The organism is Phyllobacterium sp. T2-21 (assembly GCF_055378485.1).
Window position 1 is genome coordinate 188,291 of sequence record NZ_AP027914.1, and the last position, 15,614, is coordinate 203,904.

Genomic DNA, 15,614 nt, shown 5'->3' on the forward strand with positions numbered 1-15,614 from the left:
TGTTGCCGGCGGCCCCGCTGCCAGCGTTGACACCATTGTCCGGTTCGCTCATCTTGTCTCCGTATCTGCTTGTTTTGGGTATGATTTTTCATGTGCCCGGCCGATCACGGAACAGCGCATCGAAGCTGGACGCGGTTCGCAAGGACAAGGACGAGTGATGAGCACGCAAACGGATGTTTCCACCATACTTCTCGACAAGGTCGCAGACTGGCTCACACGTTCTTCTCTCGCCGGCGAGAATCTTGAGACAATCATACGCGGTTTTTGTGAACGCATTGCCGCGGCGGGCCTGCCGATTGCCCGCGTCCATCTGACGTTCTCCATGCTGCACCCGCTCTACGATGCACTTGGCTTCACCTGGCAGCGCTCCAGCGGGCTCGTGGTGGAAGGCTATCGCCACAATGCGGGCGAAAAACCCGAACGTTTCCTGCTCAGCCCCTATTATTATCTGCTGTGCAATAACCTTGAACATGTGCGGCGGCGCATCGATGCGGACGGGCCGCATGAATTCCCCATCTTTGACGAGTTGAAGAAGCAGGGCGTGACGGATTATCTGGCCTTCGTGCAGCCCTTCAGCGGCGAGTCGACACAGGGCATGATGGGCTCCTGGTCAACGGACAGCAGCGCGGGTTTCAGCGAAAGCATGATCGGTGCACTGCTGAAGCTGCAGAACCATCTGGCCGTTGCCGCCAAAATGGCGGTTCTCGGCAAGCTCGCCGACAACATGCTGACCACCTATCTCGGCGGCAATGCCGGCAAGCGCGTTCTCAACGGCCAGATTCGCCGGGGTGACGGCGAAACGATCCGCGCCGCTCTGGTGATGGGCGACATGCGCCAGTCGACCATGCTGGCCGAACGGGAAGGCCGTCAGGCCTATATCGACACACTCAATCATTTCTTCGATGCAATCGCCGCGCCATTCAACCGCGGCGGCGGTGAAATCCTCAGTTTCATGGGGGACGGTTTTCTTGCGGTCTACCCCTGCGGCCGGCACAAGGACGCTTCAAAGGTTGCCTGTCAGGCGGCTCTTTCGGCTGTTTTCAAGGCACAGGCCCGCGTGGCGGAGCTCAATCGCGACCGGCGCAAGGACGGCCTCAGCGACATCCGCTACGGCATCGGCCTGCATGTCGGCAACGTCATGTTCGGCAATGTCGGCCTGAAGGACCGCCTGACCTTTTCCGCCTTCGGTTCCGCCGTCAATGAGGTGCAGCGGCTGCAGGGCCTGACCAAGAAGTATTCGCGCGAAATCGTCGCCAGCCAGGCGTTCGCCAACTATTGCGGCGGTGACTGGACAACCCTCGGCGAAGAAAAATTGCGCGGCGTCGGGCAAAAGGTCACTGTTCTCCTGCCCAAACAATCGGCTACTGTCGTGGCGGAAGATGCCTTTGATGAAGTGGCCTATGACGGCCTGTCGGAAGCGGAACAGGTCATGCTGCTGCACCGCGACGCGAAAACACAGGATCAGAGGCCCCTTCTGGAGAAGTTCATGCAATGAAGCGAAAGACCGTTCTGATGGCTGCCCTGGCTGCAAGTTTGACTCTCTCATCCCAAGCCGGCGCAGAGCCAAGGAGCGACGTGCTCATCGACCGTTTTGATGGTCAGGACTTTTCGCCGGCCGGCGGCCTCTACTACCGCAAGAATTTCGAGCAGAGCGCCGGAACGGTTGAATTTCAATCCGAGGTCACGCGCAACGGCAGCGGCGCCCTCAAGCTGAGCGTCAAGCCGCTGTGTCCGGGCACGAAGCACAATTGCAGTGAACGGGCGGAAATCTGGGAAAAGACGGACAAGCGCGTGCCCTACAACCAGGGGGTCTGGTACGGGTTTGCCGTCAAATTTGCCGATCCCATTCCCAGCGACGATCACCGCTATCTGATTGCCCAGTGGAAACGCGAGATCGGGCCGAAGGCGGTCGGCGATTTCAGCCCCTTTCTGGCGCTGCGGCTCAACCAGGGAAAGCTGTTCGCCACCATCGAGACCAATTACATCGCGCCGGCCAAAAAGAACGGGATCGCGGCGGATCCGGCGTGCGCCGGCGGACAGACACCGGTGTGGCTGCGCCCTGAAACCAACCAGATGCGCGCCCTCGTGGCGACCGATTCGAACTGGTCGGCCGAGAACGGCAAGCAATTCTCCACCTGCACCAGCGCCATAACGGTGACGGATCGCGGCAACAGGCTGCCGACGCCGGATTCGGGCTGGATCGACTTTGCGATCTACACGAAGCCCGGACCTGACGGCTCGGGCCATGTCGAGATTTTTGCCAACAACAAATGGATCGTGACGGTCAAGGGCCATATCGGCCATGCCGACAAGGGACTGGGCAAGAATCAATATTTCAAATTTGGCCCGTACCGTGCCGCCGACGACAAGGAATGGACGCTTTATTACGACGATTTCCGCCGCTCGCCGCGCTGTGAAGACGTCATGGACGCGCAGTTCTGCCCGGTGTTTTGAAGCTTTCCCATTTAAAAATAACCGTTAAAAGCCAGAGTGATGTCATCGGCGTGTGACCTAGCTAGACTCACTGTATATCGTGCGATAGTCTTCATCGTAATGGCGATAATAAAAACGCTCTGGGGGAATGAAAAACTGGCATGACGTCGGGGTCTGATCTGTTGCGTATCGAGAATCTCGGCATTTCGTTTTCGATGCTGGGCGGGCGTATGCATGTCGTCAAGGGTGCGAATCTGCGCATCCTTCCGGGAAAAGTAACGGCATTGGTGGGCGAATCCGGATCGGGAAAATCCGTCATCAGCCAGTCCGTCATGGGCATTCTGCCCAACACGGCCGCCGTAACCGGCAAAATCCTGTTTACGGACCCTATCGACGGCAAAACCACCGATATTCTGCAATTGGAGCGGGACGGACCCGAAATAAGAGCCCTGCGCGGCAGCCGCATGGCCAAGATATTTCAGGAACCCATGACGTCACTCTCGCCGCTGCACACCGTCGGCAACCAGATCAGCGAAGTCCTTGCCATCCACACCAAGGCGACCAAATCCGAACGCCGTTCGCAGACCGAGGAAATGCTGGGACTGGTCGGGTTCTCCAATCCCAAACGCACCTATGACATGTACCCGTTTGAATTGTCGGGCGGCATGCGGCAGCGGGCGATGATTGCCATGGCGCTGATCTGCCGCCCTGCCCTGCTCATTGCGGACGAACCGACAACGGCACTCGACGTCACCATCCAGGCGCAGATCCTGGAACTGCTGCGCAATCTCCAGCACAAGCTCAATATGGCCATGCTGCTGATCACCCATGACCTCGGTGTCGTGGCCAACATGGCCGACGAGGTGGTGGTGATCTACCACGGCGAAATCATGGAGGCCGGGCCGGTCGATGCCATTTTCCGCAACCCGCAGCATCGTTACCTGAAGGGGCTGATGGCTGCCATACCGCATTTCGACATGAAACCCGGTGAACGCCTGAAGGCATTGCGTGAAGTACCGGTCAATTCCGGGGCGTTGTGGGGAAAGAGAAAACACGAGGAAACGGCTCCTGACGTGCTTGTATCCGTGCGAAACCTCACCAAGAGCTACGGCATCCGCAAATCCGGTCTTTTCGGCAAGCAGGACAAGACCCGCATACGCGCCGTCGACGGTGTCAGCTTCGATATCCGGCGTGGTGAATGTCTTGGCCTCGTCGGCGAGAGCGGCAGCGGCAAGACCACCGTCAGCAAAATCCTGATGCGGGCGGTGACCCCGGATAGCGGCTCGGTGACCTTCGATGACGGCCGGGGCAAAATCGACGTGCTTGCCGCGCAGGGCGCCAAGCTTCTGGAATTGCGCACCAAAATCCAGATGGTGTTCCAGGATCCGGTTTCGTCGCTGTCGCCGCGCATGACCGTACAGAACATCCTCAGCGAGCCCCTGGAAATTCACGGGCGCGGGGATCGGGCCTATCGTCTTGAAACGGTGTGCGCACTGATGCAGGCGATCGGTCTTGACCAGCGGTATCTCAACCGTTACCCGCACAGCTTTTCCGGCGGCCAGCGCCAGCGCATCGGCATTGCACGGGCACTGGCGCTCGGACCGCAGTTGCTGATCTGCGATGAGCCGGTTTCGGCGCTCGACGTTTCGGTTCAGGCGCAGATCCTCAACCTCCTGAAGGACCTGCAGAAGGAGCTGGGCCTGACCTATCTGTTCATTTCCCATAATCTTGCGGTGGTTGATTACATGGCCGATCGTATCGCCGTGATGTGTGCCGGGCGCATTGTCGAGATTGCGCCCCGCGAAATTATCCTGCGCGATCCCGTCCATCCCTACACGAAAGCGCTCCTGGCTGCCGTCCCGTTTCCGGACCTCGACCGGCCGCTGGATTTCAAGACGCTCAAGGCCAGCGGTGCCTCGGATGAACGAGCCTGGGGACCAAAATTCTCCAGCGGCGACAGCGATGATCCGCTCTCGCCCGCCGATCTCGGCAATGGTCACGTGGTGCTGGCGCGGCGCAATGTCGATACACGGGAACTACGCTCGTGGTGACGCGGCGGACAGTCCTGGGCGCCCTTGCCGCCACCGTGGTTCCGGTCACGGTCAAAGCGGCCGATCGCGAACGCGAACCGGAGTTTCTCGAGGACCGGCTGCGTGCCACCAGCCTGCCGCCGCTCGCCCAGCGTATTCCCAAACGGCCGCGGATTATCAACCTGAAGGAAATGGGCCGCGTCCCCGGACAGTACGGCGGAACGCTGCGCACCATCATCGGCAGCCAGAAAGATATCCGGTTCATGACCATCTACGGCTATGCCCGTCTGGTGGGATATGACGAACATCTCGTTCTGCGGCCTGATGTGCTCGAATCGTTCGAATCGGAAAACGACACCGTTTTCACCTTCAGACTGCGCGAGGGGCACAAATGGTCCGACGGTTCGCTGCTGACAACCGATGATTTCAGTTACTGGTGGAACGATGTTCTTCTGAATTCGGACCTGACGCCCGCCGGCGGCGCGCTGGAGCTGCGCATCGACGGGAAGTTGCCTAAGTTCGAGGTCCTCGATCCGCTGACCGTGCGCTATTCCTGGGAGTCGCCGAATCCTGATTTCCTGCCCAGCCTGGCAGCCCCGCAAGCCCTGGTTGTGGTTGGCCCGTCGCTCTATCTGAAGCAATTCCACAAGGATTATCAGGACAAGTTCCGCCTTGCCGCCCTGATGAAAGAAAACCGGGTCAAGAAGTGGGCCGATCTTCACATCAAAATGGCGCGCCAGTACCGTCCGGAAAACCCTGAACTGCCGGTGCTCGATCCCTGGCGCAACATGACAGCCCCTCCGGCCGAACAGTTCGTGTTCGAGCGCAACCCGTTCTTTCATCGCGTCGACGAGAACGGACGGCAGCTTCCCTATATCGACCGATTCATCCTGAACATCAGCTCATCGCCGATCATTCCGGCAAAGGCGGGTGCGGGCGAAAGCGAACTGCAGGCCACCGGCATCGATTTTGCCGACTACACCTTCCTCAAGGATGCCGAAAAGCGCTATCCGGTGAAGGTCGACCTGTGGAAACTGACCCGGGGTTCACGGGTCGCAATCCTGCCCAATCTCAATTGCGCGGATGAGGGATGGCGATCGCTTTTTCGCGATGTGCGCTTCCGGCGCGCGCTGTCGCTTGCCATCGACAGGCATGAAATCAACATGGCGGTGTTTTACGGCCTGGGAACACCAAGCGCCGACACGGTGCTGCCGGAAAGCCCGCTGTTCAGACCGGACTATGCCAAGGCATGGATTGCATTCGATCCGGACAAGGCCAATGCGCTCCTGGACGAAGTGGGCATGCACAGGCGCAACGATGATGGTATCCGCCTCCTCCCTGATGGCCGCCTTGCGGAAATCACCATCGAAACGCCCGGCGAGAGCACGCTGGATTCCGATGTGCTCGAGCTCATAGTGGATCATTGGCGCAAGATCGGTCTGGCGCTGTTCACCAGAACCTCCCAACGCGATATCTTCCGCAGCCGCGCCAAGTCAGGCCGGATCATGATGTCCATCTGGTTTGGCATCGCCAATGGCGTGGCAACACCGGACATGAATCCGGGACAGCTGGCACCGACCACCGACGATCAATGGCAATGGCCGCTTTGGGGCATGCATTACCTGTCGCTCGGGCAGAGCGGCCAGGCGCCCGACCTGCCGGAAGCACAGGAACTCGTCGCCCTGCAAAACCAGTGGCGGAAATCGGCCCATTCGGCCGAGCGCGCGGACATATGGCACAAGATGCTGGCCATCTACACCGATCAGGTGTTTTCGATAGGGTTGGTCAACGGCACGTTGCAACCCATTCTGCGCTCCTCCCACTTGCAGAATGTTCCCGAAAAAGGTCTCTACGGCTTTGATCCGACCTGTTGGCTCGGGGTTTACATGCCCGATACTTTCTGGATGAGCGGGGGGAAGTAGACGTGCTGCGATATATCCTATGGCGCATTGCCGCGATGGTGCCTACGCTGCTGATTATTTCGGCGCTGGTTTTCGTCATCATCGATTTGCCGCCCGGCAACTTCTTTGAAAGCCAGATCGCCGAAATGCAGGCGCAGGGCGAAACCGTCAACCTGCAGGATCTGGAACAGCTTCGCCACCAATATGGCTTCGACCAGCCGCCGGTTCTGCGCTATTTCCACTGGCTGGGCGGCATGCTGCAGGGGGACTTCGGCTACTCCTTCGAGTATCAGTTGCCGGTTACCGCTGTCGTGGGCGACCGGTTGTGGCTAACTGTTCTCGTTTCATTCGTCACAATTCTGGTGACCTGGCTGCTTGCCTTCCCCATCGGCATGTATTCGGCAACGCATCAGTACAGCTGGAGCGATTACGGGCTGACGCTTTTCGGCTTGCTCGGTATCGCCATCCCCAACTTCATGCTGGCCCTGATCCTGATGTATTTCGCCAATATCTGGTTTGGCACATCGATCGGCCATCTCATGGATCAGAAATATCTCAGTGAGCCGATGAGCTGGGAAAAGGCGCGATCAATCCTCGCCCATCTGTGGATTCCCGTCATTATCGTTGGAACGGCCGGGACGGCCGGCATGATCAGACGCCTGCGCGCCAACCTGCTCGACGAGCTGCAGAAGCAATATGTGATGACGGCACGGGCCAAGGGGCTGCATCCCTTCCGCACCCTGGTCAAATATCCCTTGCGCATGGCGCTGAATTTCTTCGTGGCCGATATCGGCTCGATCCTGCCGCATATCATTTCCGGTGCGGAAATTACCGCCATTGTCCTGTCGCTCGAAACGACCGGGCCCATGCTGATCAAGGCATTGCAGAGCCAGGACATGTATCTTGCCGGTTCGTTCCTCATGTTCCTGGCGTTTCTCACGGTGATCGGTGTGCTCATCTCCGACATTGCCCTGGCCTTTCTCGATCCACGCATCCGGTTGCAGGGCAGGAGCACGAAGTGACAGCACAACTCCCGCTCCCCGGCGCGCCCCTGCAGCACTACGTCTCAAGCGCACCATTCGATCCGATGTCGATCGAGACGATGACCGAGGCTCAGGCCAAGGTTCATCTCGCATCGCAATTGCGGCTGATGTGGTGGAAATTCAGACGCCACCGCCTTGCACTGGCGTCCGGCATTTTCCTGATCGCACTCTACGGCATGATCATCATTGCCGAGTTTCTGGCGCCCTATAACCTGCACACACGCAATGTTGATTTCATCCATGCCCCGCCGCAGCGGGTCCGCCTCTTCCATGACGGAAAGCTGATCGGACCGTATGTCTATGGCCGTGAAATGACCCTGAACATGGAATCGCTGAAACGCGTATACACGGACAACAAGAGCGACGTGCAGCCGCTGCGCTTCTTCTGCCGCGGCGACGATTACCGCTTCTGGGGTCAGATTGCGACCAATGTCCATCTGGTCTGCCCGGCCAAGGGCGGGCAGCTGTTCCTTCTGGGAACCGACCGGCTGGGTCGCGACGTGCTTTCCCGGATTATCTACGGCGCGCGCATTTCCCTGACCATCGGTCTTATCGGCATCACCATCAGCTTCGTCCTCGGCATCATCATCGGCGGGCTCGCGGGATACCATGGCGGCTGGTTCGACCTGCTCGTTCAGCGCGTCATCGAGGTATTGCAATCATTGCCTAGTCTGCCCCTATGGATGGCGCTGGCCGCCATCATGCCGGTGACATGGAGCCCGATCATCATCTACTTCGGTATCACGCTCATTCTTGGTCTGCTCGACTGGACGGGCCTTGCCCGTGCGGTGCGCTCCAAAATTCTGGCGTTGCGCGAAGAGGATTATGTTCTGGCGGCCCAGTTGATGGGAGCAAAAAGCGGACGTATCATCGGGCGTCACCTCGTTCCGGGATTCATGTCACACCTGATTGCAACGGCAACCATATCCATCCCGGGCATGATTCTGGGCGAGACGGCGCTGAGTTTTCTCGGTCTCGGCCTTCGTCCGCCCATCACCAGCTGGGGTATTCTCCTGACCGAAGCCCGCAGCGTCAGTGTAATCGCTTTTTATCCCTGGCTGCTTTTCCCAATGATTCCGGTCATTCTAGTTATTTTGGCATTCAATTTTCTGGGAGATGGGTTGCGCGACGCCGCAGACCCCTACAGATAAGTGGAAAGTTGACATACCAATGGATTTGCATTCTCCCAGCCGTCCCGAATGTGCTGCGCAGCGAAACCTGCCAAAGCTATTCGTCTCAAAGAGGTTTTGACCATGATGCGGCGTTTTGAAGATGCTCGGATCCTCATGTACAGCCATGATACGTTTGGCCTCGGCCATCTCAGGCGCTGCAGGACCATCGCCCACTCGCTTGTCGAGGACTATCGCGGGCTCAATATACTCATCATTTCCGGCGCGACCATCGCCGGGGCATTCGATTATCGCGCCCGCGTTGACTTCGTGAAGGTTCCAAGCGTGATCAAGCTGCGCAACGGCGAGTACACCTCGCTTGCCCGGCACATCGATCTGCATGAAACCCTGAAAATGCGCCAGTCGATCATCCGGCACACCGCTGAAACGTTTCAGCCGGATATTTTCATCGTCGACAAGGAACCCATGGGCCTGAAAGGCGAGGTCGAGGAAACCCTGGCCTATCTCAAGTCGCGCGGCACGACGCTTGTGTTGGGCCTGCGTGAAGTCATGGACGCACCGCATCTGCTCGAGGCCGAATGGAAAAAAGCCAATGTGATGCAGAAGATCGACCAGTATTACGACAATGTGTGGGTCTATGGCCCGCCGGATTTCTACGATCCGCTGGTTGATCTCGACGTGCCGGCCGGCGTGCGCAACAAGATGGAGTTTGTCGGCTTCCTGCAGCGCAGCCTGTCGCACGACAACGCCTCGGTGCATGTGCCGGAGGGCGATTACATCCTGGTGACGACCGGCGGCGGCGGCGATGGCGCCGACCTCGTCCACAACGTCATCCATGCTTACCAGCAGGACCCGACACTGACGCACAAGGCCTTCATCGTGCTCGGGCCCTACATGCCCGCCAAGCAACGGGCCAAGCTGGTGAAAAAAGGCGGCAAGATCCCCTATATCGAGGTCATCGAGTTCGACAACCGCATGGAAGAGCTGATTGCCGGTGCGAAGGCGGTCGTGGCCATGGGCGGCTACAACACCTATTGCGAGATTCTGTCGTTCGACAAGCCGGCATTGATTGTCCCACGCATCCAACCGCGCGAGGAACAGCTGATCCGGGCCCAGCGCGCCTCGGAACTCGGCCTTGTCGACATGCTTCTGCCGGAAGAGGCCGAAAACCCCCAGTTGCTCGCCGAAGCGCTCAAGCGTCTGCCTGACCGGGCACCGCCGTCGAAAAGCGGCAAGGGCGAAGGCATGCGCTTGGAAGGGCTTGTCCATATCTCGACGATTGTCGGCGATTGGCTGGATGAGCGTCAGCAAGAACAACCTTTGGCCGTTGCCGAGTAAAGAGCCGATTTTGCCCATACGCCGTAAAACACTGGTGGTGCTGAAGGGTTATCCGCGCCTGTCGGAAACCTTTATCGCCCAGGAATTGCTCGGGCTGGAACGCGCCGGCTTCGACCTGACGCTCATTTCGATGCGCAAGCCGACGGACAGGAAGCGCCATCCGATCCATGACGAGATCAGGGCGCGGGTCGTCTATCTGCCGGAATATCTGCACGAGGAGCCTCTGCGGGTGCTGCGGGCACTGTTTGCCGGCTGGTCGAAGCCGGGCTTCAAACCCCTGCTGCGGCGCTTCTGGAACGATCTGCGCCGCGATGTCACCCGCAACCGGTTCCGCCGCCTGGGCCAGGCCCTTGTGCTAGCCCATGAATGGCCAGATGCTGGCGAATGGCTGCATGCGCACTTCATCCACACGCCCGCCTCGGTGACCGCCTATGCCAGCATCATGACCGGCGTGCCGTGGACCTGCTCGGCCCACGCCAAGGACATCTGGACCTCGCCGGACTGGGAACTGACGGAAAAGCTGGCGGAGGCCCGCTGGAGCGTCACCTGCACCCGCAGCGGCTATGAACACATGCGTGGGCTGACCGATCGCCGGGAACAGGTGCACCTGAGCTATCACGGTCTCGATCTGGCGCGGTTCGGCCATTTCACCGGGGCGCGATCCGGCCGCAACGGTTCGAGCCCGGCAGATCCGGTGCAGATCCTGAGCGTCGGACGCGCGGTGGAAAAGAAGGGCTATGACGTCCTCATGCGCGCGCTGGCGGCCTTGCCCGGCGATCTCAACTGGACGTTCGTCCATATCGGGGGCGGCGACCAGCTGGCCAGGCTCAAACCGCTGGCGCAGAAACTTGGCATTGCCGATCGCATCACCTGGAAGGGCGCGCTCGCACAGGAAGAGGTGCTGGAGCATTATCGCCGCGCCGATATTTTCGCTCTGGCCTGCCGGATTGCGGCGGATGGTGACCGCGACGGCCTGCCCAATGTTCTCGTGGAAGCCTCAAGCCAGAATCTTGTCTGCATCTCCACCAATATTTCCGGCGTTCCGGAACTGCTGACTGACGGGGAAAACGGTTTTGTCGTGCCGCCGGAAGATCCGGAATCCTTGGCCCGGGCGCTGGAGGAGGCAATCCGCGCGCCGGACCTGCGCCACCGTCTCGGCCGGGCGGCCGAAGCGCGCGTGCGCGAACACTTCGACCATAATTCCAGTATCCGGCAATTGACCAACCTGTTTGAAACCGAATGGCAAAGGACGGAATGACCGCTCCCCGTGTGCTCTTCTATGTCCAGCATCTTCTCGGCATCGGCCACCTTGCCCGCGTCAGCCGCATTGCCGCAGCGCTGGCCCGCGATGCATTCGATGTGACGGTCATCACCGGCGGATTGCCTGTTCCTGGATTTCCGGGCCCCGACGTCAAATCCGTGGCCCTGCCCGCCGTTGTCGCCAGCAATGCCGGTTTTTCCGGCTTGGCCGACGAGCACGGCAATCCGGTTGACGAGGACTTTCTCCACCGCCGCCGGGATCTGCTGCTCGAGACATTTCATGCCGTCCGGCCCGACATCGTCATCATCGAGGCCTTTCCCTTTGGCCGCAGGCAAATGCGCTTCGAACTGCTGCCGCTGCTCGACGCCATAGCAGCCACGTCTCCCCGGCCCAAACTCCTGACCTCCGTGCGGGACATATTGCAGGAACGGTCCAAACCCGGACGGGACGAGGAAACCGTTGCGCTGATCAAGGCGCATTTCGATCATGTGCTCGTCCATGGCGACCCGGATTTCGTCACCCTGCCCGAGACATTTCCGCTGGCCACCGAGATTGCCGGCAAGATCATCTATACCGGCCTCGTGGCTGCACCTGTTGCCGCGCTCCCGTTGGAAAGCTTCGACATCGTCGTTTCCGCCGGTGGCGGCGCCGTCGGCCTTGATCTGATCCGCGCGGCCCTCGAAGCGGCGAGGACCTCAAGCCATCGCGGCCGCTGGTGCCTGATAACCGGGCCCAATCTGCCGGACGCCGATTTTGCGGCACTTTCACACGCCGTGCCCGACAATGTCAGTGTGGTGCGTTTCCGCAAGGACTTCCCTTCCCTGTTGCGCGGCGCGGCGCTTTCCATATCGCAAGCCGGGTACAATACGGTCTGCGATGTGCTGCGCGCGCAATGCCGTTCGATCCTCGTGCCATTCACCGCGGGCGGCGAAACCGAACAGACAGTGCGGGCAAACCGCCTCGCAGCGCTTGGCCTGGCCGTGGCCCTGCCTGAAAACGGCTTGACCGGGCGCCTGCTCGGCGAGACCATCGAGGCGTCGCTCGCACAGCCCAAACCGGGCAGCCATAGTCTCGACCTGAACGGAGCGGCACACACTGCAAAGCTGCTGCGGGACATGCTGTAGCGCAGTCGGGCTCCCGGCAACAGTAGCGTTTGATACATCCAAAATCCGAGCGGAGAATTTCCGGTTCATTACCACTTGTTATCCCGCCTGCGATACAGTCGCCCAAATATAGTGCGGATGAGATCACGCGAATGCCAGTAATACGATCCTTTAGATGGCGGATTGTGCCGCAAATTACTCTGGCCATCGCTCTCATTGTGCTGGGAAGCCTCGCCGGATCGTGGATCGGCAGGCTTGTCATCATCCGCAGCGACCGCGGGCACATGCTGTCCCTGTCGAACCAGCTGCTGAAACGCGCCGACTTCGTTTTCGCCGAGGCGGATACGATCCTGTCCATGGCAAATGAAACCGGTTTTCCATTCTGTTCGAACGATGAGATCAACCACCTGCGCGATGCGCTTTTCGATACGAAGTATCTCAAGGACATTGGACGCGTGCGGGATGGCGCATTTCATTGTTCCGCCGTCTTCGGTTCAGCCAGGCCCACCCCACTCGCCAAGCCGGATCTTGCAACGAATGACGGCACGCTTGTCTACGCCAATACGCCCCTGGCCATTTCCAACACCACGGCGCCCATCATCGGCCGGGGGAATGCGAATGTCGTGCTCGACCCCACCGCTTTCGACGCCATGGCCGACCCGAACTATAGTTTCGGCATCCTGTTCAAGCCGCCCGGCGCGCAAAACCCCGTCGCGATGTTCGGCGGGCTGAATGCGGGAAAGCGGCGAGAAAAGCTGCCGGAGGGTGCCGGGCGGGATGGCGATATCGTCTTTCGTAATCTCTGCGGCGAACGAGCATGCGTTTCCCTGCAGGCCCATGTCAAGGACCTGGAGGAGGACGCGTTCCCCATCGAGGCCAGCATCACCGGGCTTGGCGGCACCCTGGGCGGGGCGCTCGCCCTGATCATCCTCCTTCTGCAGCGCAAGCGGCTATCGCTCGGTGCCAGGCTGGCCCAGGCCCTCGACAAGCGGCGTCTTACCGTCGTGTACCAGCCCATTTTCGATATCGGGACGAACACGCCGCGCAGTGCCGAGGCACTGGTGCGCTGGACGGATGGCAAGGACACCATCTCGCCGGACATCTTCATTCCGGTAGCCGAAGACGAAGGGCTGATCAAACGCGTCACGCTCTATGTCCTCGAGCGCGTTCTGGCCGATATGGATGCCTTCCTGCAAGCGGACCGGACCTTCCGCATCAACGTCAACATATCCGCTGCCGACCTTGTCGATCCGGCATTTGCTTCGGCGCTGGAACAGCGCCTGCGGCAGGCCAATGTCGGAAGCGAACAGCTCGGCCTTGAAATTACCGAGCGATCAACGGCCAATGCCGACGCTGCGGTCGACGCCATCCGGACACTTCGCGCGCGCGGCCACCGAATCTACATCGATGATTTCGGCACCGGCTATTCCAGCCTCGCCTATCTCGGCAACCTCAATGTCGATGGCATCAAGATCGATAAATCATTCACCCAGACGATCGGAACCGGCTCGGTGACGGTCTCGATTGTCCCGCAGATCATCGACATGGCCCGTGTCCTCAACCTCGGAATCGTTGTCGAAGGCATCGAGACAGCCACGCAGCGCGACTACTTTGCCGGGCTGCAAACGCCGATCGACGGTCAGGGATGGTTTTACGGCAAGCCAGTCAGTGCCGCAGCGCTGCAGGAACTGGTGCAGGAAAAATTCTAGGGCCGCGGTGCCCAGAACGGCGCGGTGTCCTTGAACGCCCGCCATCTGCCGATCAGCTGTTTGCCACCCGCCGCCTGGCGGTGCCCCTGCCAGCCGATGACGGCCCCGACGGCCCGGTTAGCCTCCGCGCCGAGGGAATCATGGTCGAGCGTATCCATGAGCTCATGCGCGCTCTTGATGTCGTTCGCCTCACCCAGAAGATCCTGCAGCCGCGACAGGCGCTTCAGGTATTTTGCGGTCACCGGCCGGCTGGAATAGAGCGGCAGAAAAAACTCCGCGGCATAGCGCAAGCGCTTCAGCCCAAGGCGCAGCCGATGGCGCGCATCGGCATGCAGGTGGCGAAAGCCGTGCCCCCGCCTGCGGACCTGCCGTTCTATCCGATCCAGCACCCGCGCCGCAAACTGCCCCAGCGGCTCGGTCAGGATGCGCAAATCCTCGCTGGCAATATCGTTGCGCCAGCTCCTCTGTTCGATCACCAGCCCCAGGGACAACAGGAACCGGTTGGTCCTGGGATCGCCGATGATACGCCGGACGGCCTGGTAGGCCTGATCGTGGGAGGACATGCATGCCGCACGGAAGGCGGATATATTGACATGCGGCAGAGCGGCTTCCTCAATCTCTGTCAGGGTCGAATGCAGGAAAACGTCCCAGTTTCGGGCGGGACCCAGCGCCTGCCCGAACAGTTTTGCCTCGGCGTTGAGGTTGTCCAGCGACGGCGCCTGCAACTCGCGGCAGAGAAAATGCAGCGCCACGCGCAATCGCCGGAGCGCGACGCGCAACTGGTGGACGCCTTCCGGCTCTTGCCCGGTTTGACTGGCGCTAAGATTGGCCACGATCTGCTGCTGGCAATTGGTCAGAAGCTTGGCAATCGCCTCATCGACCGTATCAGACCTGACGAAGCCGGACGGTGCCGCCTTGACGGCCGATGGTTCATCGCCAAGCGCCAGCGCATAGCCCCGCGCCGATTTGCTCTGCGTTTCCAGGCAAAGCGGCGCAACATCCATCAAATTGAGACCGAACTGATAGAGCGCCGCGACTTTCCCCTGCTTCAGCTCAAGTTCGACTTCCGACAGCGGCACGCGCGTTGCGCCGAATTCAATGACGCCGTCATCAAGCGCAAGTTCGATCCGGGCGTCCTGATGGTCGAGCATCAGCAGATGCCGCCGGACTCTGGTCGCAAAAACCGGTGCCAACTCATCCGCCGTCATTCCGTCCAAAGGCGCGCCGATGTCGGCAAGCGGCAGCAGAGCAAGGTCGGGCGCCATGCCGCTCACCACCGTCTCCCACTCGTTGCGTTGCAGAGAACCGTGATCCGCTGCCCGCTTGACCGTCTGCACATGTTGACGGCCCTCACGCCGGACACGCAGCGACAATCCCGCCGCAAACAGCCGGTGATCGGAGGTGTCGTAATAGGTGGCATCAAGCCGCCGGATCAAGCCCTTGTTGCGGGCAGCCTGCTGAACCGCTGCGGAGGCGCGAATTTCATCGAGCATGCCCACGGGTGCCCGCAGCTTCAACTCGATCTCGACAGGGGCACGCGGCGGAACGGCAGCAGTCCCGGCGCCCGCACCGTCCTCCGTTCCGTGAACCGAAACTCCAGCCATTCCGTCCGCTCCCGTCGATCATCCCGTTGCACGGACTATACTATCGCGTGTGCGCCGTCTTG

General features: G+C 60.2%; 11 protein-coding genes. 10 read left to right on the plus strand and 1 reads right to left on the minus strand.

Features of this window, described 5'->3' with window-relative positions; all coding sequences use genetic code 11:
• Window positions 1-157: 157 nt before the first annotated feature.
• The 10 genes from ACZ5FP_RS21235 to ACZ5FP_RS21280 all read left to right on the plus strand — a co-directional run bounded on the left by ACZ5FP_RS21235 (window position 158) and on the right by ACZ5FP_RS21280 (window position 13,948).
• Window positions 158-1,495, plus strand: coding sequence for an adenylate/guanylate cyclase domain-containing protein (locus ACZ5FP_RS21235; RefSeq protein WP_223615488.1), 1,338 nt, complete (start codon window positions 158-160; stop codon window positions 1,493-1,495).
• Window positions 1,492-2,454 (plus strand): polysaccharide lyase, encoded by a 963-nt coding sequence (locus ACZ5FP_RS21240; protein ID WP_464664442.1) that lies wholly within the window; start codon window positions 1,492-1,494, stop codon window positions 2,452-2,454. The genes ACZ5FP_RS21235 and ACZ5FP_RS21240 overlap by 4 nt, the downstream gene beginning before the upstream one ends.
• A 140-nt stretch (window positions 2,455-2,594) precedes the next feature.
• Window positions 2,595-4,484: an ABC transporter ATP-binding protein gene (locus tag ACZ5FP_RS21245; RefSeq protein ID WP_464664443.1), complete on the plus strand. Its 1,890-nt coding sequence runs from the start codon at window positions 2,595-2,597 to the stop codon at window positions 4,482-4,484.
• Complete coding sequence (locus tag ACZ5FP_RS21250) at window positions 4,478-6,385, plus strand: ABC transporter substrate-binding protein (protein ID WP_464664444.1); 1,908 nt, start codon at window positions 4,478-4,480, stop codon at window positions 6,383-6,385. The genes ACZ5FP_RS21245 and ACZ5FP_RS21250 overlap by 7 nt, the downstream gene beginning before the upstream one ends.
• 2 nt (window positions 6,386-6,387) lie before the next feature.
• Complete coding sequence (locus ACZ5FP_RS21255; protein ID WP_223615492.1) at window positions 6,388-7,386, plus strand: ABC transporter permease; 999 nt, start codon at window positions 6,388-6,390, stop codon at window positions 7,384-7,386.
• Window positions 7,383-8,558 (plus strand): ABC transporter permease, encoded by a 1,176-nt coding sequence (locus ACZ5FP_RS21260; protein ID WP_223615493.1) that lies wholly within the window; start codon window positions 7,383-7,385, stop codon window positions 8,556-8,558. The genes ACZ5FP_RS21255 and ACZ5FP_RS21260 overlap by 4 nt, the downstream gene beginning before the upstream one ends.
• Window positions 8,559-8,660: 102 nt before the next feature.
• Window positions 8,661-9,875: a glycosyltransferase family protein gene (locus ACZ5FP_RS21265; RefSeq protein ID WP_464664445.1), complete on the plus strand. Its 1,215-nt coding sequence runs from the start codon at window positions 8,661-8,663 to the stop codon at window positions 9,873-9,875.
• 10 nt (window positions 9,876-9,885) lie between these two features.
• Window positions 9,886-11,133: a glycosyltransferase family 4 protein gene (locus ACZ5FP_RS21270; protein WP_464664446.1), complete on the plus strand. Its 1,248-nt coding sequence runs from the start codon at window positions 9,886-9,888 to the stop codon at window positions 11,131-11,133.
• Entirely contained in the window at window positions 11,130-12,260 is a 1,131-nt protein-coding gene (locus tag ACZ5FP_RS21275; RefSeq protein ID WP_464664447.1) for a glycosyltransferase family protein, read from the plus strand. The genes ACZ5FP_RS21270 and ACZ5FP_RS21275 overlap by 4 nt, the downstream gene beginning before the upstream one ends.
• A gap of 164 nt (window positions 12,261-12,424) precedes the next feature.
• Window positions 12,425-13,948 carry an EAL domain-containing protein gene (locus tag ACZ5FP_RS21280; protein WP_464664448.1) on the plus strand — a complete coding sequence of 508 codons (1,524 nt, stop codon included), beginning with the start codon at window positions 12,425-12,427 and terminating at the stop codon, window positions 13,946-13,948.
• Here the strand turns inward: ACZ5FP_RS21280 and ACZ5FP_RS21285 are convergent.
• A complete protein-coding gene (locus tag ACZ5FP_RS21285; protein WP_464664449.1) occupies window positions 13,945-15,552 on the minus strand; it encodes a CYTH and CHAD domain-containing protein in 1,608 nt (535 codons plus the stop codon). The two genes, ACZ5FP_RS21280 and ACZ5FP_RS21285, sit on opposite strands and share 4 nt — an antisense overlap.
• Between the last annotated feature and the right edge of the window lie 62 nt (window positions 15,553-15,614).

Bases quoted from the DNA above. Each gene is read 5' to 3' on its own strand.
- ACZ5FP_RS21235 (WP_223615488.1), top strand. From the start codon at position 158: ATGAGCACGCAAACGGATGTTTCCACCATACTTCTCGACAAGGTCGCA.
- ACZ5FP_RS21240 (WP_464664442.1), top strand. From the start codon at position 1,492: ATGAAGCGAAAGACCGTTCTGATGGCTGCCCTGGCTGCAAGTTTGACT.
- ACZ5FP_RS21245 (WP_464664443.1), top strand. From the start codon at position 2,595: ATGACGTCGGGGTCTGATCTGTTGCGTATCGAGAATCTCGGCATTTCG.
- ACZ5FP_RS21265 (WP_464664445.1), top strand. From the start codon at position 8,661: ATGATGCGGCGTTTTGAAGATGCTCGGATCCTCATGTACAGCCATGAT.
- ACZ5FP_RS21275 (WP_464664447.1), top strand. From the start codon at position 11,130: ATGACCGCTCCCCGTGTGCTCTTCTATGTCCAGCATCTTCTCGGCATC.
- ACZ5FP_RS21285 (WP_464664449.1), bottom strand. From the start codon at position 15,552: ATGGCTGGAGTTTCGGTTCACGGAACGGAGGACGGTGCGGGCGCCGGG.